This is a genomic window from Chitinophaga varians, from assembly GCF_014529945.1.
Lineage (GTDB): Bacteria > Bacteroidota > Bacteroidia > Chitinophagales > Chitinophagaceae > Chitinophaga > Chitinophaga varians.
In genome coordinates this window covers 151566-167297 of sequence record NZ_JACVFB010000006.1, presented here as the reverse complement: position 1 = coordinate 167297, position 15732 = coordinate 151566, and the positions used below count along the sequence as shown (strand labels likewise).

Sequence of the window (15732 nt, the reverse complement as noted above, 5' to 3'; positions counted from 1 at the left end):
ATATCCCTGATCCCCCAAAACAAGCACATTTACATCGGCCGAAGGCCTATATATCTGGATAAATTTCTCTCAACAACCGTATTACCATCGGTCCGGGACCCATTATGAATGCACATGGCACTTAACGAATTTGAACAACAATCATAGCCCAGGGCTTTAGCCCTGGGTTCCCGTGCCCCGGCAACAATTTCCCCTATTCCATGCAGCCCCGCGGCACCAGGGCCCCGGTTTATCCCCACCGCTCTAATCCGCGCCCATAGCTCATTCCCTAACAAACGACAAATTTTCAACACAATAGTCTATCTTTTTTATAGGATTTATGTATTTTTGTGTACGGCGTCACTGAAAAGTACGCGCTGGCACTAGGCAATTATCTTTAAGGAAGATTACATGACAGACATTACCAACGCACTGGCCAACAAGCCGGTGGTAGAAGCCATACAATATCTCCTGGAGCAATATCCGGGTGCCGTGGCGTTTTCTACCTCCTTTGGCCAGGAAGACCAGGTAATCGCAGACATTATCTGGCGTAACCATTTACCCGTGAGGGTATTTACACTGGACACAGGACGCCTGTTCCAGGAGACCTATGACGTGATGGACGTCACCCTTGCCCGTTACAAACAGCCGATCGAAGTGTTTTACCCCGAAACAGCGGCCGTAGAAAAACTGGTCAGCGAAAAAGGCCCCAACAGCTTTTACGAATCCGTGGAAAACCGCAAACAGTGCTGCGGCATCCGTAAAGTAGTACCGCTCAACAGGGCGCTGGAAGGCGTAAAAGTATGGATCACCGGACTACGTGCCGAACAATCCGAAAACCGCCACGACATGCAAACGCTGGAATGGGATGAACAACGCCACCTCTATAAATACAATCCCCTCATCCACTGGGGATATGATGAAGTACTGGCGTACCTCTCCCAACACAACGTTCCTTACAACAAACTGCACGACAAAGGCTTTATCAGCATCGGTTGTGCACCCTGTACACGCGCCATCGAGCCGGGAGAACATCCGCGCGCCGGTCGGTGGTGGTGGGAACAGTCGCACAAAGAATGCGGCCTGCACGGATAAAAGAAAACAGCCTTTGCAATCATAAAATTTTTGTCACCCATGACACATCAGATAAACTGGGAATTTCCACAGGCGCTGGAAGACGAAGCCATATACATATTACGCGAAACGGCCGCACAATTCGAGAAGCCGGTACTGCTCTTCTCCGGCGGTAAAGATTCCATTACCCTTGTGAGACTGGCCCAGAAAGCCTTCTATCCGGGGAAGGTACCCTTCCCGCTGCTGCATGTAGACACCGGCCATAATTTCCCGGAAACAATTGAGTTCCGCGACTGGCTGGTGAACACGCTCGGTCTCGACCTGATCGTACGCAACGTACAAGACAGCATCGACCAGGGCAAAGTACAGGAAGAAACCGGCAAGTATGCCAGCCGCAACGCCCTGCAGACCGTTACCCTCCTCGATGCCATCGAAGAAGGAAAATTCGACGCCTGCATCGGCGGCGCACGCCGCGATGAAGAAAAAGCCCGCGCTAAAGAAAGAATATTCTCCGTACGCGATGAATTCGGTCAGTGGAACGCTAAAATGCAACGCCCTGAACTGTTTGACATCCTCAACGGAAAAATCAATATCGGTGAAAACGTACGTGTATTCCCCATCTCCAACTGGACAGAGCTGGACGTATGGAATTACATCCGCCGGGAGAAACTGGAAATACCTTCCATCTACTTCGCCCACGAAAGAGACATCATCGAGCGTGACGGGCTCTACTGGCCTTATTCCACCTACCTCAACACCACCGCCGATGAAGTGCCTTTCCGCCAGAAAGTACGCTTCCGTACCGTGGGTGATATGACCTGTACCGCTGCCGTACTGTCTGAAGCCGATAAGCTGGAAGACATCATCGCAGAAATCATGGAAGCCAAAATTTCCGAACGTGGCGCACGTATAGACGACAAACGCTCTGAAGCCGCCATGGAGAAAAGAAAACAGGCAGGTTACTTTTAACATTTACTTCTTACAGCAAAAAAGCGAACGCATATGGAGGTTTTACGTATAGCCACTTCCGGTAGTGTAGACGATGGGAAAAGTACCCTGATCGGCCGTCTTTTATACGACACCAACTCTATCCCCCAGGATAAAATGGAGGCACTCCACGCCGCCAGCAAACGCAAAGGGCTCGACTTCACCGATCTGTCTTTGCTGACAGACGGCCTCGTGGCAGAAAGGGAACAAGGCATCACCATCGACGTGGCGCATATCTACTTTTCTACTCCTACCCGTAAATACATTATCGCCGATACGCCCGGCCATATTGAATATACCCGTAACATGGTGACCGGCGCCTCCAACGCGCAGGTGTCACTCATCCTGATCGATGCCCGCAAAGGCATCGTGGAACAAACACACCGTCACTTTTTTATCGCCAGTCTGTTGCGCATTCCCTATCTCGTGGTATGTGTCAACAAAATGGACCTGGTAGACTACAGCGAAGCCCGTTTCAATCAGATCGTGGAAGACTTCCAGCAACTGCTGGCCAGCGCCTCCTATAAAGCACAGGAAGTGAAATTCATCCCGATCTCTTCCCTGTACGGCGAAAACGTGGCTACCCGCACCGGTTCTATCAACTGGTACCAGGGCCCTACCCTGCTCGATTACCTGGAGCAGGTCTCCTTTGATCAGGAAGACAGCCGTCACCCGGCCCGCTTCCCGATACAAAGCGTTATCCGTCCCCGTACCACCGAATACCACGATTTCCGTGGCTTCGCCGGTAAAGTGGCCAGTGGCCATTTCAACGTGGGCGATGAAATCATCTCCCTGCCATCAGGACAGAAAAGCAGAATCAAAACCATCGAGCAGTTTGAAAAGCAGCTGCCTGCCGCCCATGCCCGCGAGAGTGTGGTCATCACCCTCGAAGATGAAATTGACAGCAGCCGTGGCAACATGCTCGTGAAAACAGACAACATTCCCGAACAACGCAAAGAAATCACCGCCAACATCTGCTGGATGGACCAACAGAAATTGGTGGCCGGTAAAACCTACCTGCTCCAGCATGGTATTAACCGTGTGAAAGCAAAAGTGCAGCAGATCAACTTCGTCATCGATGTAACCAGTTACCAACACATTGAAGGTAAAAATGATATGGGCTTAAATGATATTGGCAGCATTACCCTTAAAACAGCCCAGCCTGTCTTTGCTGACCTCTACGCAGAAAACCCCGCTAACGGCGCGTTTATATTGATTGATGAGTTCAACAATACCACCGTTGCCGTAGGGACTTTGATATAATCAGTCCCCAGGGCTGAAGCCCTGGGCTATCATATAAAAACAAGGGCCCGGTGAAGATATCACCGGGCCTTATTTTATACTCAAATCAAACAATAATATGCGAAGCTTAACACCGCATCCTCACGGTGACGGTTATATGTTTTTCAGCATGTCCGCCGTCATCTTCTCCAGATCATATTCGTGTTTCCAGCCCCAGTCGGCACGGGCGAGGCTGTCGTCCATGCTGTTAGGCCAGCCGTCAGCGATTTGCTGGCGATAGTCCGGTTCATAGCTGATGGCAAATTCAGGAATATGTTTTTTGATCTCTGCTGCGATCTCCTTAGGAGAGAAGCTCATAGCGGAGAGATTATACGCTGAGCGCACGGATATTTTGGAGGCATCGGCTTCCATCAGTTCGATGGTAGCGCGGATAGCGTCCGGCATATACATCATGGGCAGGTAGGTATTCTCTGACAGGAAGCTGGTGTACTTTTTATTTTCTTTTGCTTCATGGAAGATTTCCACCGCATAGTCGGTAGTACCGCCGCCCGGAGCGGATTTGTAGCTGATCAGGCCGGGATAACGGAGGCTTCTCACGTCTACGCCATAACGGTGATTGTAGTATTCGCACCAGCGTTCACCGGCGAATTTGCTGATACCGTAGATGGTAGTTGGTTCGATGATGGTATGCTGTGGCGTGTCCTGCATCGGGGAATTGGGACCGAATACCGCGATGGAGCTGGGCCAGTATACCTTATCAATATTTTCTTCCTTAGCGATATCGAGTACGTTGAGCAGGCTTTGCATGTTGATATGCCATGCCAGCAGTGGATTTTTTTCACCGGTAGCAGACAGGATGGCTGCCAGCAGGTATACCTGGGTGATGTTGTGCCGGATGATCAATACGTGCAGCATTTCCTTGTTCATCACGTCCAGCGACACATACGGGCCTGTTCCTTTCAGCAGCTCATGTTCTTCGCGCAGATCCGATGCCACCACGTTGGCATCTCCATACATTTTCCTTAACGCCAGGGTCAGCTCCACGCCTATTTGTCCGCAGGCACCAATAACCAGGATCTTATCTTTCTTCATATAAACGAAAATTGTAAGCAATAATTTGAGAGCGTAATATTAACAGGTTCGGCGATATTTCCGTTCCACGTACCCACGCGCATGACAATGCTATAACAATAAAAACTGCAACGGGTGGACTTTCCAATCCCGGATTACAAAAGTATGACAATTTTAACTTTTCGTATAGGGCAGAACAGCGGATACGGGGGTCTGTTAATGCCGGGAAAGACTATCTTTGCATGGCGATTAATGACCCAATAGTTATAAAATTATGAAGCATTTAAAATCATTGTTCAAAGAACAATACAATCCGGAAAATTTTTTCCTGATTGCTGGTCCGTGTGTGATAGAAGAAGAAGAACTGCTGATGGAAGTAGCAGAGAAAGTTTCCGGTATCTGCAAACGTCTGTCTATCCCTTACGTATTCAAAGCCTCTTACCGGAAGGCCAACCGTACAAGCGTACATTCCTTTACAGGTATTGGTGATGTAGAAGGGCTGGAACTGTTACAGAAAGTGGGCAAAACATTCAATGTACCCGTAACCTCTGATATCCACTCCGCCGCCGAAGCCGCTATGGCCGCTGCTTACGTGGATGTATTACAAATACCCGCCTTCCTTTGCCGCCAGACAGACATTCTGTTGGCCGCTGCGGAAACAGGCAAGGTAGTCAATGTAAAGAAAGGTCAGTTCCTCAGTGGTGAGTCCATGAAATTTGCCGTAGAGAAAATCAAGGGAGCTGGCAATGAACATATCATTTTGACAGAAAGAGGTACCACTTTCGGTTATCAGGACCTGGTGGTAGATTACCGCAACATCCCGGTGATGAAACATCTGGGACAGCCGGTGGTCATGGACTGTACGCACTCCCTGCAACAACCTAACCAGACCAGCGGCGTTACCGGCGGCAATCCGCAGATGATCAGCACTATCGCCAAGGCGGCTATTGCCACCGGGGCAGACGGGCTGTTTATCGAAACCCATCCGGACCCTTCCTGCGCTAAATCTGACGGCGCCAACATGCTGCGTCTCGATCTGCTGGAGGAACTGCTGGAAAAACTGGTAGAACTGCGGAAAGTAGCGGTGAAATTATAAGGTCTGCTTCCCCTTGTTGTTTTGGTTCGTTTTGTGTAAATTCATGAAACACTAAAAACAGCTCACTATGATCAGTTTACACCATTTAAAAACCGGAGATACGGTAATTACCAATTACGGCGGTGTAGAGAAACCGGGGAAGATTCTACAGGTGGATCATGAGGATAAAAAAGTGCTTGTGGCCACCGATAATGACACGAATGAGTTCTGGTATGATCTCGACAACCTGTACTCTATTCCGTTGGACGAGGCTACCTTACTCAGACTGCAATTCCATCTGGAAGCTAACCAGTCCGGCAATGGCAAAGGCAAATTATATGTGCGGGGACCGTTCTCCGTACGTGTACATGAGCCGGGCAATCAGCCCTTGCTGCAGCTGCATTACCGCGATGAGACAAGGAATCTGAACGCGCCTATTACGCTGAATGAATTGCAGAACCATTATCATGGTATGACCAATTTCCATCTGGAATAGACGCCGGATGAAGCATATACGACAAAGAGGATGTGGCCGGGGCGCCGGTTACATCCTCTTTGTCATTTTCAGGAGGCCTTATACCATAAAAGCAGCCTGTTGGGAGCTTTGCCCGTATGCAAGCCCAATAAATGAAAAAATAAATAAATGACTAATTGAATCAGAGGTAACGCAGCGGATTTCTTCTGCCGTTGAGAATATAATTCTTCATATTCATCCAGAAGGCGAGGATCATGTAGACGATCACGGGGGACCCCATGGTCAGAAAAGTAGCATAAATGAAAAAGAAGCGGATCCTGGAGGTGGCTACGCCCAGTTTCTCTCCGATGGCGGAACATACGCCAAAGGCCTTCCATTCCAAAAAGTCTTTAATCCGGTTCATGTTTCAAATGTATCAAATTTCCCCCGGAAAAACAATAGTGGCCGTCACTGCCGTAATTTAACAGGGGTGCGGCCTGAGGGGTGGCTGTGTCCGGTTATTCCAGACAGGGGGTAAAAACTTAATATAACATTTTTTAACAATTCTTTTAAAGGTGGTGCCCAATTTGCCCCGCTTGTTTTTCGGATAGTGGATATGGTAAATTCTGTCGGGATCTTCAGTAATTAATTTAAAAACTTGTTGTTTTTAGTTAATTTTGCGTGCAATTTTTAACCGCTCTTAAATTATTTTTTTCCCATGGTGTTTGATATTGACATGATTAAAAAAGTGTATGCGGCACTACCGGGTAAAGTGGAAGCGACCCGTCAGCTGTTAGGCCGTCCGCTCACACTTGCCGAAAAGATTTTATACGCACACCTGTACGCACCAACTACCACGCCTTTTGAAAGAGGCAAATCCTACGTTGAATTTGCGCCGGACCGTGTAGCGATGCAGGATGCAACTGCCCAGATGGCATTGCTCCAGTTTATGACCGCCGGCCGCGAGAAAGTTGCGGTTCCCTCCACAGTACACTGTGACCACCTTATACAAGCCAAAGTAGGCGCCACACAAGATTTGGCGGCTGCTGTTGACACTAATAAAGAAGTTTACGATTTCCTTTCTTCCATCTCTGACAAATACGGCATCGGTTTCTGGAAGCCCGGCGCTGGTATCATCCACCAGGTAGTGCTGGAAAACTATGCATTCCCCGGCGGTATGATGATTGGTACCGACTCCCACACGCCTAACGCGGGTGGTCTGGGTATGCTGGCTATCGGTGTTGGTGGTGCTGACGCGGTAGACGTGATGGCAGGCCTTCCCTGGGAGCTGAAAATGCCGAAACTGATCGGTGTGAAGCTGACTGGTAAAATGAGTGGCTGGACTTCCGCCAAAGACGTGATCCTGAAAGTAGCGGGTATCCTGACCGTAAAAGGTGGTACCGGCGCTATCGTGGAGTACTTCGGCGAAGGAGCTGACAGCCTGAGCGCCACCGGTAAAGGCACTATCTGTAACATGGGTGCTGAAATCGGTGCTACCTGCTCCGTGTTTGCTTACGACAGCAAAATGTCTGACTACCTGAAAGTGACCAGCAGAGCGGAAGTTGCCGCCCTGGCTGATGCGGTGAAAGATCACCTGCGTCCGGACGCTGAAGTGTACGCAGATCCTAAAAAATACTACGACGAGGTCATCGAAATCGACCTGAATACCCTGGAGCCTCATGTAAACGGTCCGTTCACTCCGGATCTGGCATGGCCTATCTCCAAATTTGCACAAGCGATCAAAGAAAACAACTGGCCTGAGAAACTGGAAGTAGCCCTGATCGGTTCCTGCACCAACTCTTCCTACGAAGACATCTCCCGCTCCGCGTCCCTGGCTAAACAAGCTATCGACAAGCAGCTGGACATGAAATCCGAGTTCACTATCACACCAGGCTCTGAACTGGTACGTTATACCATCGAAAGAGACGGTCTGCTCTCTACCTTTGACCAGGTAGGCGGTGTAGTGCTGGCTAACGCCTGCGGTCCCTGCATCGGTCAATGGGCCCGTCACATCGATGACCCTAACCGTAAAAACTCCATCATCACTTCCTTCAACCGTAACTTCGCGAAAAGAAACGACGGCCTGGCTTCTACCCACGCTTTCGTAGCTTCTCCTGAAATCGTGACAGCACTGGCTATTGCAGGTGACCTCACCTTCAACCCGCTGACTGACACCCTGAAAAACAAAAACGGCGAAGACGTGAAACTGGACGAACCGACCGGTTTTGAACTGCCGGTTAAAGGTTTCGCAGTAGATGACGCCGGTTACCAGGCTCCTGCCGAAGACGGTAGCAAAGTACAGGTGATCGTATCTCCTACCTCCGATCGTCTCCAGCTGCTGGACGCCTTTGCTGCATGGGAAGGCACAGACCTGAAAGGCCTGAAACTCCTCATCAAAGCAAAAGGTAAATGTACCACTGACCACATCTCCATGGCTGGTCCATGGCTGAAATACCGCGGTCACCTGGACAACATCTCCAACAACATGCTGATCGGCGCGGTAAACGCGTTCAACGATAAAACCGATACCGTTAAGAACTCCCTCACCGGTGAATACGGTGCTGTTCCTGCTACCATGCGTGCTTACAAAGCTGCCGGCATCGGCGCTGTAGTAGTAGGTGACGAAAACTACGGTGAAGGCTCCAGCCGCGAACACGCTGCGATGGAACCCCGTCACCTCGGCGTTCGTGCCATCCTGGTGAAATCTTTCGCCCGTATCCACGAAACCAACCTGAAAAAACAAGGTATGCTCGGTCTGACCTTCGCCAACAAAGAAGATTACGACAAAATCCAGGAAGATGATACCATCGACATCCTGGGCCTGACTACCTTCGCTCCAGGTAAACAACTCACTGTAGTGCTGCATCACAAAGACGGCAGCACCGATGAATTCGCTGTAAACCACACTTACAACGAACAACAGATCGAGTGGTTCAAAGCCGGTGGCGCACTGAACGTAATCCGTGCAGAAGCAGCCAAAAACAAAAAATAATTCAACCTACGGTTGAATCACATATGTGGAAAACGGGCAGAACTTTCTGCCCGTTTTTCTTTTTAATTTGCCCTGGTAAATCATCACCATATGCCCATTCCCGTTATCAGCGAGATCTGGACCCGGCTGAATCATCCGTATACGACCGACAATACCCTCGCTTCACAAACCTTTGCGGACATTCAGACCGCCTACCGTGGCCCCGAAAGACACTATCATAACCTGCAGCACATCACCCAGCTGCTGACGCTGCAAAATGCCTATGCCGGTCGGCTTACAGCTCCGGACATAGTGCAGTATGCCATCTTTTTTCATGATATCGTGTACGACGTGCAACAGCGCGACAACGAACAGCAGAGCGCCGTGGCCGCTGTTGAATATCTCCGGCAGACCACTTTCCCCACAGAGAAAACCGATGCTGTAGCAGCATTCATTATCGCCACACAGACGCACGTTAACACCGGCAGCAACCCGGACCTGGACTATTTCCTGGACTTTGACCTGCAGATACTGGGCACCTCGCCGGAAGCCTACCAGGCCTATACACAGCAAATACGCCAGGAATACAGCGTCTATCCTGACCTCGTCTATAACCCCGGCAGAAAAAAAGTATTACAACATTTTCTGGAGATGCCTGCCATTTACCGCACCCGTGATTTTCAACAACAATATGAAACACAGGCGCGGCAAAACATACAGACAGAACTGAATAACTTATAACGGAAATAAATGCATATGAAAAGTATCGTCGTTTTTTGCGGTTCCAGTGCCGGCCATGATCCGGCCTACAAGGAACAGGCCCTTCAACTGGGCGCAGCACTTGCCCAACGCAATATCACGCTGGTATATGGTGGCGCAAAAGTAGGCCTGATGGGCGCTGTAGCCGATGGCGCCTTACAGGCAGGAGGAAAAGTAATTGGCGTATTGCCCCATTTCCTTCAACAGAAAGAACTGGCGCATAATGGTCTCACCGAACTGGTACTGGTAGATACCATGCATGAACGGAAAACTAAAATGAATGAGCTGTCAGACGGCGTCATTGCATTGCCAGGCGGTTTTGGCACCATGGAAGAGTTGTTCGAAATGCTCACCTGGGGGCAATTGGGACTGCATCAGAAGCCTATTGGCATGCTCAATACCAACGGCTTTTACGATGCGCTGCATCTGCTGTCGCAGACCATGACGGAGAAAGGGTTCCTTTCCGCTTCCAACCGGGACATGCTGCTGTACAGCGATCAAATCGATGAGCTGCTGACGAAGATGGAACAGTACCAACCAGCAGAAAAGCCGAAGTGGATCACACCGGCGCAAAGCTAGGCACGCAAAGGGAATAAGGGAGCTAAGAAGCAAAGGAGCGGAGATTGTTCTCGCAAAGGCACTAAGCAGCTAAGAAGCTAAGAAGCGGAGATTGCTCACGCAAAGGCGCTAAGCAGCGAAGAAGCAAAGGAGCGGAGAAGCAAAGGAGCGGAGATTGTTCTCGCAAAGGCGCTAAGCAGCGAAGAAGCAAAGGAGCGGAGAGGTGAGTGGAAATTGCTCACGAAGGTGCTCAGCTGCTAAGAAGTGTGATTTTGTTTCTTATCCTTTAGATAACATGCCGGTTCTCCACAGCGGTTTCTTTAACTCGAAACGGCGTACCAGGCTTACCCTGAAATTGCCCGTTCCAAAAGCCTGATAGGTATGCGGTTCGGGCATTTTGCTGCGGGTAGTCATGCCCACATAGTGCACCCCTGCAAAATAGCGGCTGGAATTATAGCCCAGGGAGGCCCGGATCGTATTACTGAACTGGAGGCCCACATTATGCCCTACCTCCCCATTATCGTAATGCAACCCTGTTTTAGCAGCGCCGAGGCCGGTAGTCACTGACAGTGACAGGAAAAAGTGTTGCCGGTAAACAAACGTATGTGCATATCCGATATTGGCAGCCAGACTCACGATACCACTTTTGTAATAGTGTTGTTCCCGCAGGAAAGTAGTATCCACGATATTGGACGGAATGAGTGAAGAGTCTCCCTTGATGTTCGCCAGAAAAAATTCTCCTCCCACAATAAAAGACCCCGCGCTTTTCTTCTGATATTCATTTTGCAGATTAGGCGCCCGGTAAGAGAAACGTTTGTCATTAAAGATATACTGCACATTCAGGCCCAGTCCCCTGTTGCGGATATCGGGCCGTTGAGGATAAGGGTTCTGTTGCGCGTATTCTTTCCCGAAAACCTTCTCCGGATTGGCGATATAATATCCTTTGTAAGATTGTCCGTAGAAATCGACTACCAGCTTACGCAGGTAGATATGTGATTGCAGATCGATATAACGGGTATTGCCGAATCTTTCGTTGTGCCTGTTGATAAAGGGGAAATTAAATCCCAGATTGATACCGATAAAGCGATAGTTGGCCCCCACTCCGATATTGAAGGGGGTATTAGGGCGGTATAATATGTTCTTTTTTTGTTTTCTGTCGATGATATCGTAGCTGGTGAATTTCCGGGAGCCATAGAGCCGGAAGGTAATATCTTCCGTATGCTCTTCGATGTAAGCCGTGTCATTCTTTGTCTGCAGCCATTTGAAGAATTTCCCCTGGGCCGCCACACGAATGCATCCACCTATCATCATCAATATTAATAATACAAATTTGGTCATAAGTTCTTTTGTCGTTATAAGTATCAGCCGGGTAATTCAATTACCTCCAGTTGTTCAATGCGGCCCTGATCGAGCCGGAACCGGAGCAGGGTTTTTACTTTATGCCATCCCTGTTGGCCACAGGCGCCCGGGTTCATATGTAACAATTGCAATGCCGGGTCGGGCATCACTTTCAGAATATGGGAATGCCCACAGATAAAGAGTTTCGGGGGATCTTTCTTCAGCATCTCCCGGACACCGGGGGCATATTTCCCCGGGTAGCCGCCAATGTGGGTCATTAACACCTCTACCTCTTCCACGGTAAAGCGGAGTGTTTCCGGATAACGGATACGGATATCCGCGCCGTCGATATTACCATGCACCGCCCTGAAAGGTTTAAATGCCTCCAGCTGGTCGGCCAGCCCTACATTGCCGATATCGCCTGCATGCCATATTTCATCTACCTCTTCAAAATACTTAAATACCTGTGGATGCAGATAGCTGTGTGTATCTGACATTAGCCCGATTTTTTTCAACGGAAATACTTTATAGCTTTATATGATTATTTTTTATTTTAGATCTATGCAAAATACCCCTGTACAAACGATCGCCTGCCTTTTGATATGTTGTCCTGACCGGCCTGGTATTGTAGCCGGTGTCTCTGTCTTTTTTTTCCAACTCGGTGCAAATATACTCGATGCGAGCCAACACAGTACCGATCCGCGTGAAGGATTGTTTTTCATGCGTATGGAGATACAGCTGGACATCACTGACAAAGCCGGTCTGGAGCAGTCTTTTCAGGAAAAGGTGGCCACACCGCTGGCGATGGAATGGCAGATCCATTACAGCGACCAGCGCAAGAAGATGGCCATCATGGTATCTTCCTATGACCATTGCCTGATGGAGCTGTTATGGCGCTGGCGCAATGGTGAGCTGGCGGTAGACATTCCCGTGGTCATCTCCAACCATACCAAACTGGAAAAAGAATGCACCTCGCTGGGCCTGCCGTTCCACTATCTGCCTGTTGATGCCGGTAATAAAGCCGCACAGGAACAGGCAGCCATAGACCTGCTACAGCAACATGATGTTGATTTCACCGTGCTGGCGCGTTACATGCAAATCCTGTCGCCCCGCTTTGTAGGACAATATCCCCAGCGTATTATCAACATACATCATTCCTTTCTGCCAGCTTTCGCCGGCGCCCGCCCCTACCTCAACGCCTACACGCGTGGCGTGAAGCTGATTGGCGCCACCGCTCACTACGTTACCAACGAACTGGACGAAGGTCCTATTATTGAACAGGACGTTGCCCGGGTAAGCCACAAACATGCCGTAGACGACCTGGTGATGCTGGGCCGTGATATAGAACGGCAGGTGCTCACCCGTGCTGTGAAAGCACATATCGATAACAGAGTGATCGTACATGGCAATAAGACAATTGTGTTTTAAAATACCCCTATAGGACATCCAACAAAAAATCCCTGTTGATAAGCCATCAGCAGGGATTTTTTGTATATATGATCTTTTGATGTCAGACGCCGGACCATTATTTGTTGATAAACTTTGCCAGTTTCTTTCCGGAAACGGCATAAGCTTCTTTGATACGTTCGCCGGTGTCGAAGTCGAAACCACCGAAGATACGGCCGGGAGCATTGTCCACGGAGATTTTAGCCACCGTTTTTTTGCTGGCAGTTTCCACGATGAGCACTTCCGCGTCGATATAGGCGTTTTTACGCATAACACCTACGTTGAAGCCCGGTTCCATGAAAGTGGTGTGGAAAACCAGGGTGTATTTAGCGCCGGAATAGTCACCTACTTTCGTGTCGCTGTTCTCGTTAAAGAGAGAGGCAAAGCTGGGCTCGAAACGGTCTTTACGATCGTTTTTCCAGGCTTTGGCCCAGGTATCGCCTTTGCCGGCTTCTTTCTGGTTGTATTCCGTTGTTTTCTTCTGGATGTAATCTGCTTCATTGTCGAATTTGCCGACTTTCAACTGATCGTAGGTGAATTCAACGTTCAGTTGCTTTTCATTTTTCAGGGCAGACAGATCGCCATCGATCAGTTTGATCTTCTGCGCTACGGCCGGAAGTCCGATGGCTGCCAGCAATACAACGGCCGCCATTTTGGGGATGATTTGCATAATCGTGTGGATTTTGGGCAAAACTATGAAAAGCGCGAAGCATAACGGTGCGTATTTCTACCTATTTTTTCCCGGGGCATCCTCCTTTTTTTGTTAACTTTAAGATAATGCTGAAATCCATTCTGCACGAGTACATGGAGACTGCCTGCGCCACCATCGTGACCGCATTTGAAGCCCTCCCGCATCCCTCCCGGCGACAGCAGGCTGTCCATCAGTTGCGGGTGGGAAGTAAGAAGATACGCGCCCTGCTGGCGGTGGCAAAGGAAATCCCCGGTTATCAACTGAAAACAGGCTCCTATCTCCGCACCGTCCGGCTATTGCAGAACATTGGCGGCATCTCCCGCGACACCCGCTTACAGGAACAGTTCCTGACGCAACATGAAAAAACCGTCGGCTGGCGTTTTTCCGTAGCGCACCTGTTATTGAAAACACAATTAACCACTGCCGACCGGGCATTGGAAGCTACGGTGGAACGCCTTTCCGTGAAAAAACTTTCCCGGCTGCCAGACGCCTTTAAAGCGGCTATTGCAGACATCGATGAAACAGCCGCCATCGATGCTATCGTGGGTCATGTGACCGTGATGTACGATGAAACAACACTGCCCGAAAGCAACGCTCCTGCCGCCTCCTGGCATGAACTGCGTAAACGCCTGAAACGGCTTTATTATCAGCTGGGCATTGTGACGCAGCTACCCCATCATACACATCGCCACCGGGAACAACTACGGCACGCCAAAAAAGCCGGCGAATTGCTGGGGCAATGGCATGATGCCAGCGAACTGTTATTGTTCGTAAAAGCGACCGCCACGCATATCAGAAAGGAAAAGATTAAACTGCCGGAAGAGGTGTCACTGCTGATTAAGCTGTTGCAAAGAGAGACCAGGGAAAAACTGGCAGAAAGCGTAAAACATTTACGGATTTTTTGATTTGCGATTTTTTGATTTTGCGAATAAAAAGACCGAAGCGATTTATTATTCGCTTCGGTCTTCTATTTTATGATTCCCGACATCAAAAAATCGTAAATCAAAAAATCCGTAAATGCTTTGTTCTTCGGTCTTTTTATTCGCAAAATCAAAAAATCGAAAATCAAAAAATCCCTACATGTTTTATTCTTCTCCGCAGTACGCCATCAGTGTTTCAAAGATGATGGCCGCGCCCAGTTTAGCGGTACGGTTGTCCTGGTCGAGGGAGGGGTTCAGTTCCGCGATATCCACGCCCCGTACTTTCCCACTATGCATGATAGCTCTGTAACATTGCAGGAACATGCCTCCCGGCAGAATACCGTTGTAAGCGGTGGCGCTTACGCCGGGTGCAAAGGCAGCCGCAAAAACATCGAGGCAGGTAGTGAGGTACACATGGTCCACCTGACTGAGGAAATGCTGTATAGCTGCCAGCAGCGTGTCTTTATCGTTTAGGTGGAAAGCATCAGCGCCGACATGGGTCACCCCTTCTTCGCCGGCGATATTAAAAAGCTGGCGGGTGTTACCGTTTTTCTGGATACCGAGGGCGAGATAGTTAAATGCTTCATCGTTGTTTTTACAGTCCTGCGCCAGTTGCCAGAAGCCGGTGCCGGAGCTGGGCCCTTCTTCGCCGGGGATGCGGATATCGAAGTGAGCATCGAAGTTGATCAGCCCGACGTTACCTTTCTTCTGCACGAACTTGCGGATACCACTGGCATGGCCATACGTAATTTCATGGCCGCCGCCCAACAGTACCGGCAGGTAACCGGCCGTCAGCAGTGCTTGTACGGCTTCGCTGAGTACCATTTGTGCCTCTTCCAGTTCGGTATTGGCACAAACGATATCGCCGGCATCGAGCAAAACGGTGTTTTCCTCAAAATGGGCGGGGAAGTTGGACACTGCTTTTCTCAGGGCGCCCGGGCCTTCTACGGCGCCGGTGCGGCCTTTGTTGCGGCGCACCCCTTCATCGCAGGCAAATCCGAGGAATGCCACCCCTTTCTGTCCTTTTTGCAGGGCAGGAAGCGGTTGTTGCAACAGGTCTACTGTGCGGACTACCTGATGCCAGCGCAGCAGGTCTGTTTCTGTACCATCGATACGGCCGGCCCATGTGTTGAGGGCTGTTGGCCGGTAACTATCTTTTGTTATCAT

16 protein-coding genes are annotated in these 15732 nt (G+C 49.6%); 10 read left to right on the top strand and 6 right to left on the bottom strand.

Annotation, left to right across the window (positions count from 1 at the left end; genetic code table 11):
• Positions 1 to 390 precede the first annotated feature (390 nt).
• The 3 genes from ICL55_RS27120 to ICL55_RS27110 are packed head-to-tail and all read left to right on the top strand — an operon-like array spanning position 391 to position 3303.
• Complete coding sequence (locus ICL55_RS27120) at positions 391 to 1074, top strand: phosphoadenylyl-sulfate reductase (protein ID WP_188103515.1); 684 nt, start codon at positions 391 to 393, stop codon at positions 1072 to 1074.
• A gap of 39 nt (positions 1075 to 1113) precedes the next feature.
• Positions 1114 to 2022 (top strand): sulfate adenylyltransferase subunit CysD, encoded by a 909-nt coding sequence (gene cysD / locus ICL55_RS27115; RefSeq protein ID WP_188103512.1) that lies wholly within the window; start codon positions 1114 to 1116, stop codon positions 2020 to 2022.
• Between the two features lie 33 nt (positions 2023 to 2055).
• Positions 2056 to 3303, top strand: a complete 1248-nt coding sequence (locus tag ICL55_RS27110) for a sulfate adenylyltransferase subunit 1 (RefSeq protein WP_188103510.1) — start codon at positions 2056 to 2058, stop codon at positions 3301 to 3303.
• A gap of 132 nt (positions 3304 to 3435) precedes the next feature.
• On the opposite strand, the gene ICL55_RS27105 is transcribed toward ICL55_RS27110, so the two are convergent.
• Positions 3436 to 4374, bottom strand: coding sequence for an NAD-dependent epimerase/dehydratase family protein (locus ICL55_RS27105; RefSeq protein WP_188103507.1), 939 nt, complete (start codon positions 4372 to 4374; stop codon positions 3436 to 3438).
• 253 nt (positions 4375 to 4627) lie between these two features.
• Here ICL55_RS27105 and kdsA point away from each other — a divergent pair, with 253 nt between their 5' ends.
• Together kdsA and ICL55_RS27095 are read left to right on the top strand one after the other, a co-directional pair.
• A complete protein-coding gene (gene kdsA / locus ICL55_RS27100) occupies positions 4628 to 5449 on the top strand; it encodes a 3-deoxy-8-phosphooctulonate synthase (RefSeq protein ID WP_188103505.1) in 822 nt (273 codons plus the stop codon).
• 67 nt (positions 5450 to 5516) lie between these two features.
• Positions 5517 to 5924, top strand: a complete 408-nt coding sequence (locus ICL55_RS27095; protein ID WP_188103503.1) for a hypothetical protein — start codon at positions 5517 to 5519, stop codon at positions 5922 to 5924.
• A gap of 160 nt (positions 5925 to 6084) precedes the next feature.
• Here the strand turns inward: ICL55_RS27095 and ICL55_RS27090 are convergent, their stop codons facing one another.
• Positions 6085 to 6306 carry a PspC domain-containing protein gene (locus tag ICL55_RS27090; RefSeq protein ID WP_169224613.1) on the bottom strand — a complete coding sequence of 74 codons (222 nt, stop codon included), beginning with the start codon at positions 6304 to 6306 and terminating at the stop codon, positions 6085 to 6087.
• Positions 6307 to 6600: 294 nt separating this feature from the next.
• Between ICL55_RS27090 and ICL55_RS27085 the strand changes: the two genes are divergently transcribed.
• From ICL55_RS27085 to ICL55_RS27075, 3 genes are all read left to right on the top strand, one after another.
• On the top strand, positions 6601 to 8874 hold the full coding sequence (locus tag ICL55_RS27085) for an aconitate hydratase (RefSeq protein ID WP_188103501.1): 2274 nt from the start codon (positions 6601 to 6603) through the stop codon (positions 8872 to 8874).
• Positions 8875 to 8964: 90 nt separating this feature from the next.
• The gene (locus ICL55_RS27080; protein WP_188103498.1) at positions 8965 to 9594 is read left to right on the top strand and encodes an HD domain-containing protein; all 630 of its coding nucleotides are present in this window, start codon (positions 8965 to 8967) and stop codon (positions 9592 to 9594) included.
• Positions 9595 to 9609: 15 nt separating this feature from the next.
• Entirely contained in the window at positions 9610 to 10191 is a 582-nt protein-coding gene (locus ICL55_RS27075) for an LOG family protein (protein WP_188103496.1), read from the top strand.
• Positions 10192 to 10449: 258 nt separating this feature from the next.
• Here the strand turns inward: ICL55_RS27075 and ICL55_RS27070 are convergent, their stop codons facing one another.
• The gene (locus ICL55_RS27070) at positions 10450 to 11508 is read right to left on the bottom strand and encodes a DUF4421 domain-containing protein (RefSeq protein ID WP_188103494.1); all 1059 of its coding nucleotides are present in this window, start codon (positions 11506 to 11508) and stop codon (positions 10450 to 10452) included.
• Positions 11509 to 11531: 23 nt separating this feature from the next.
• Positions 11532 to 12005 carry a metallophosphoesterase family protein gene (locus tag ICL55_RS27065; protein WP_281392607.1) on the bottom strand — a complete coding sequence of 158 codons (474 nt, stop codon included), beginning with the start codon at positions 12003 to 12005 and terminating at the stop codon, positions 11532 to 11534.
• A 64-nt stretch (positions 12006 to 12069) separates the two neighbouring features.
• Between ICL55_RS27065 and purU the strand changes: the two genes are divergently transcribed.
• Positions 12070 to 12936: a formyltetrahydrofolate deformylase gene (purU, locus tag ICL55_RS27060; RefSeq protein ID WP_188103490.1), complete on the top strand. Its 867-nt coding sequence runs from the start codon at positions 12070 to 12072 to the stop codon at positions 12934 to 12936.
• Positions 12937 to 13033: 97 nt separating this feature from the next.
• Here the strand turns inward: purU and ICL55_RS27055 are convergent, their stop codons facing one another.
• Complete coding sequence (locus tag ICL55_RS27055; protein ID WP_188103488.1) at positions 13034 to 13624, bottom strand: hypothetical protein; 591 nt, start codon at positions 13622 to 13624, stop codon at positions 13034 to 13036.
• Positions 13625 to 13731: 107 nt separating this feature from the next.
• Here ICL55_RS27055 and ICL55_RS27050 point away from each other — a divergent pair, with 107 nt between their 5' ends.
• Positions 13732 to 14550, top strand: coding sequence for a CHAD domain-containing protein (locus ICL55_RS27050; protein WP_188103486.1), 819 nt, complete (start codon positions 13732 to 13734; stop codon positions 14548 to 14550).
• Between the two features lie 180 nt (positions 14551 to 14730).
• Here the strand turns inward: ICL55_RS27050 and hutG are convergent, their stop codons facing one another.
• The gene (hutG, locus tag ICL55_RS27045) at positions 14731 to 15732 is read right to left on the bottom strand and encodes a formimidoylglutamase (RefSeq protein ID WP_188103484.1); all 1002 of its coding nucleotides are present in this window, start codon (positions 15730 to 15732) and stop codon (positions 14731 to 14733) included.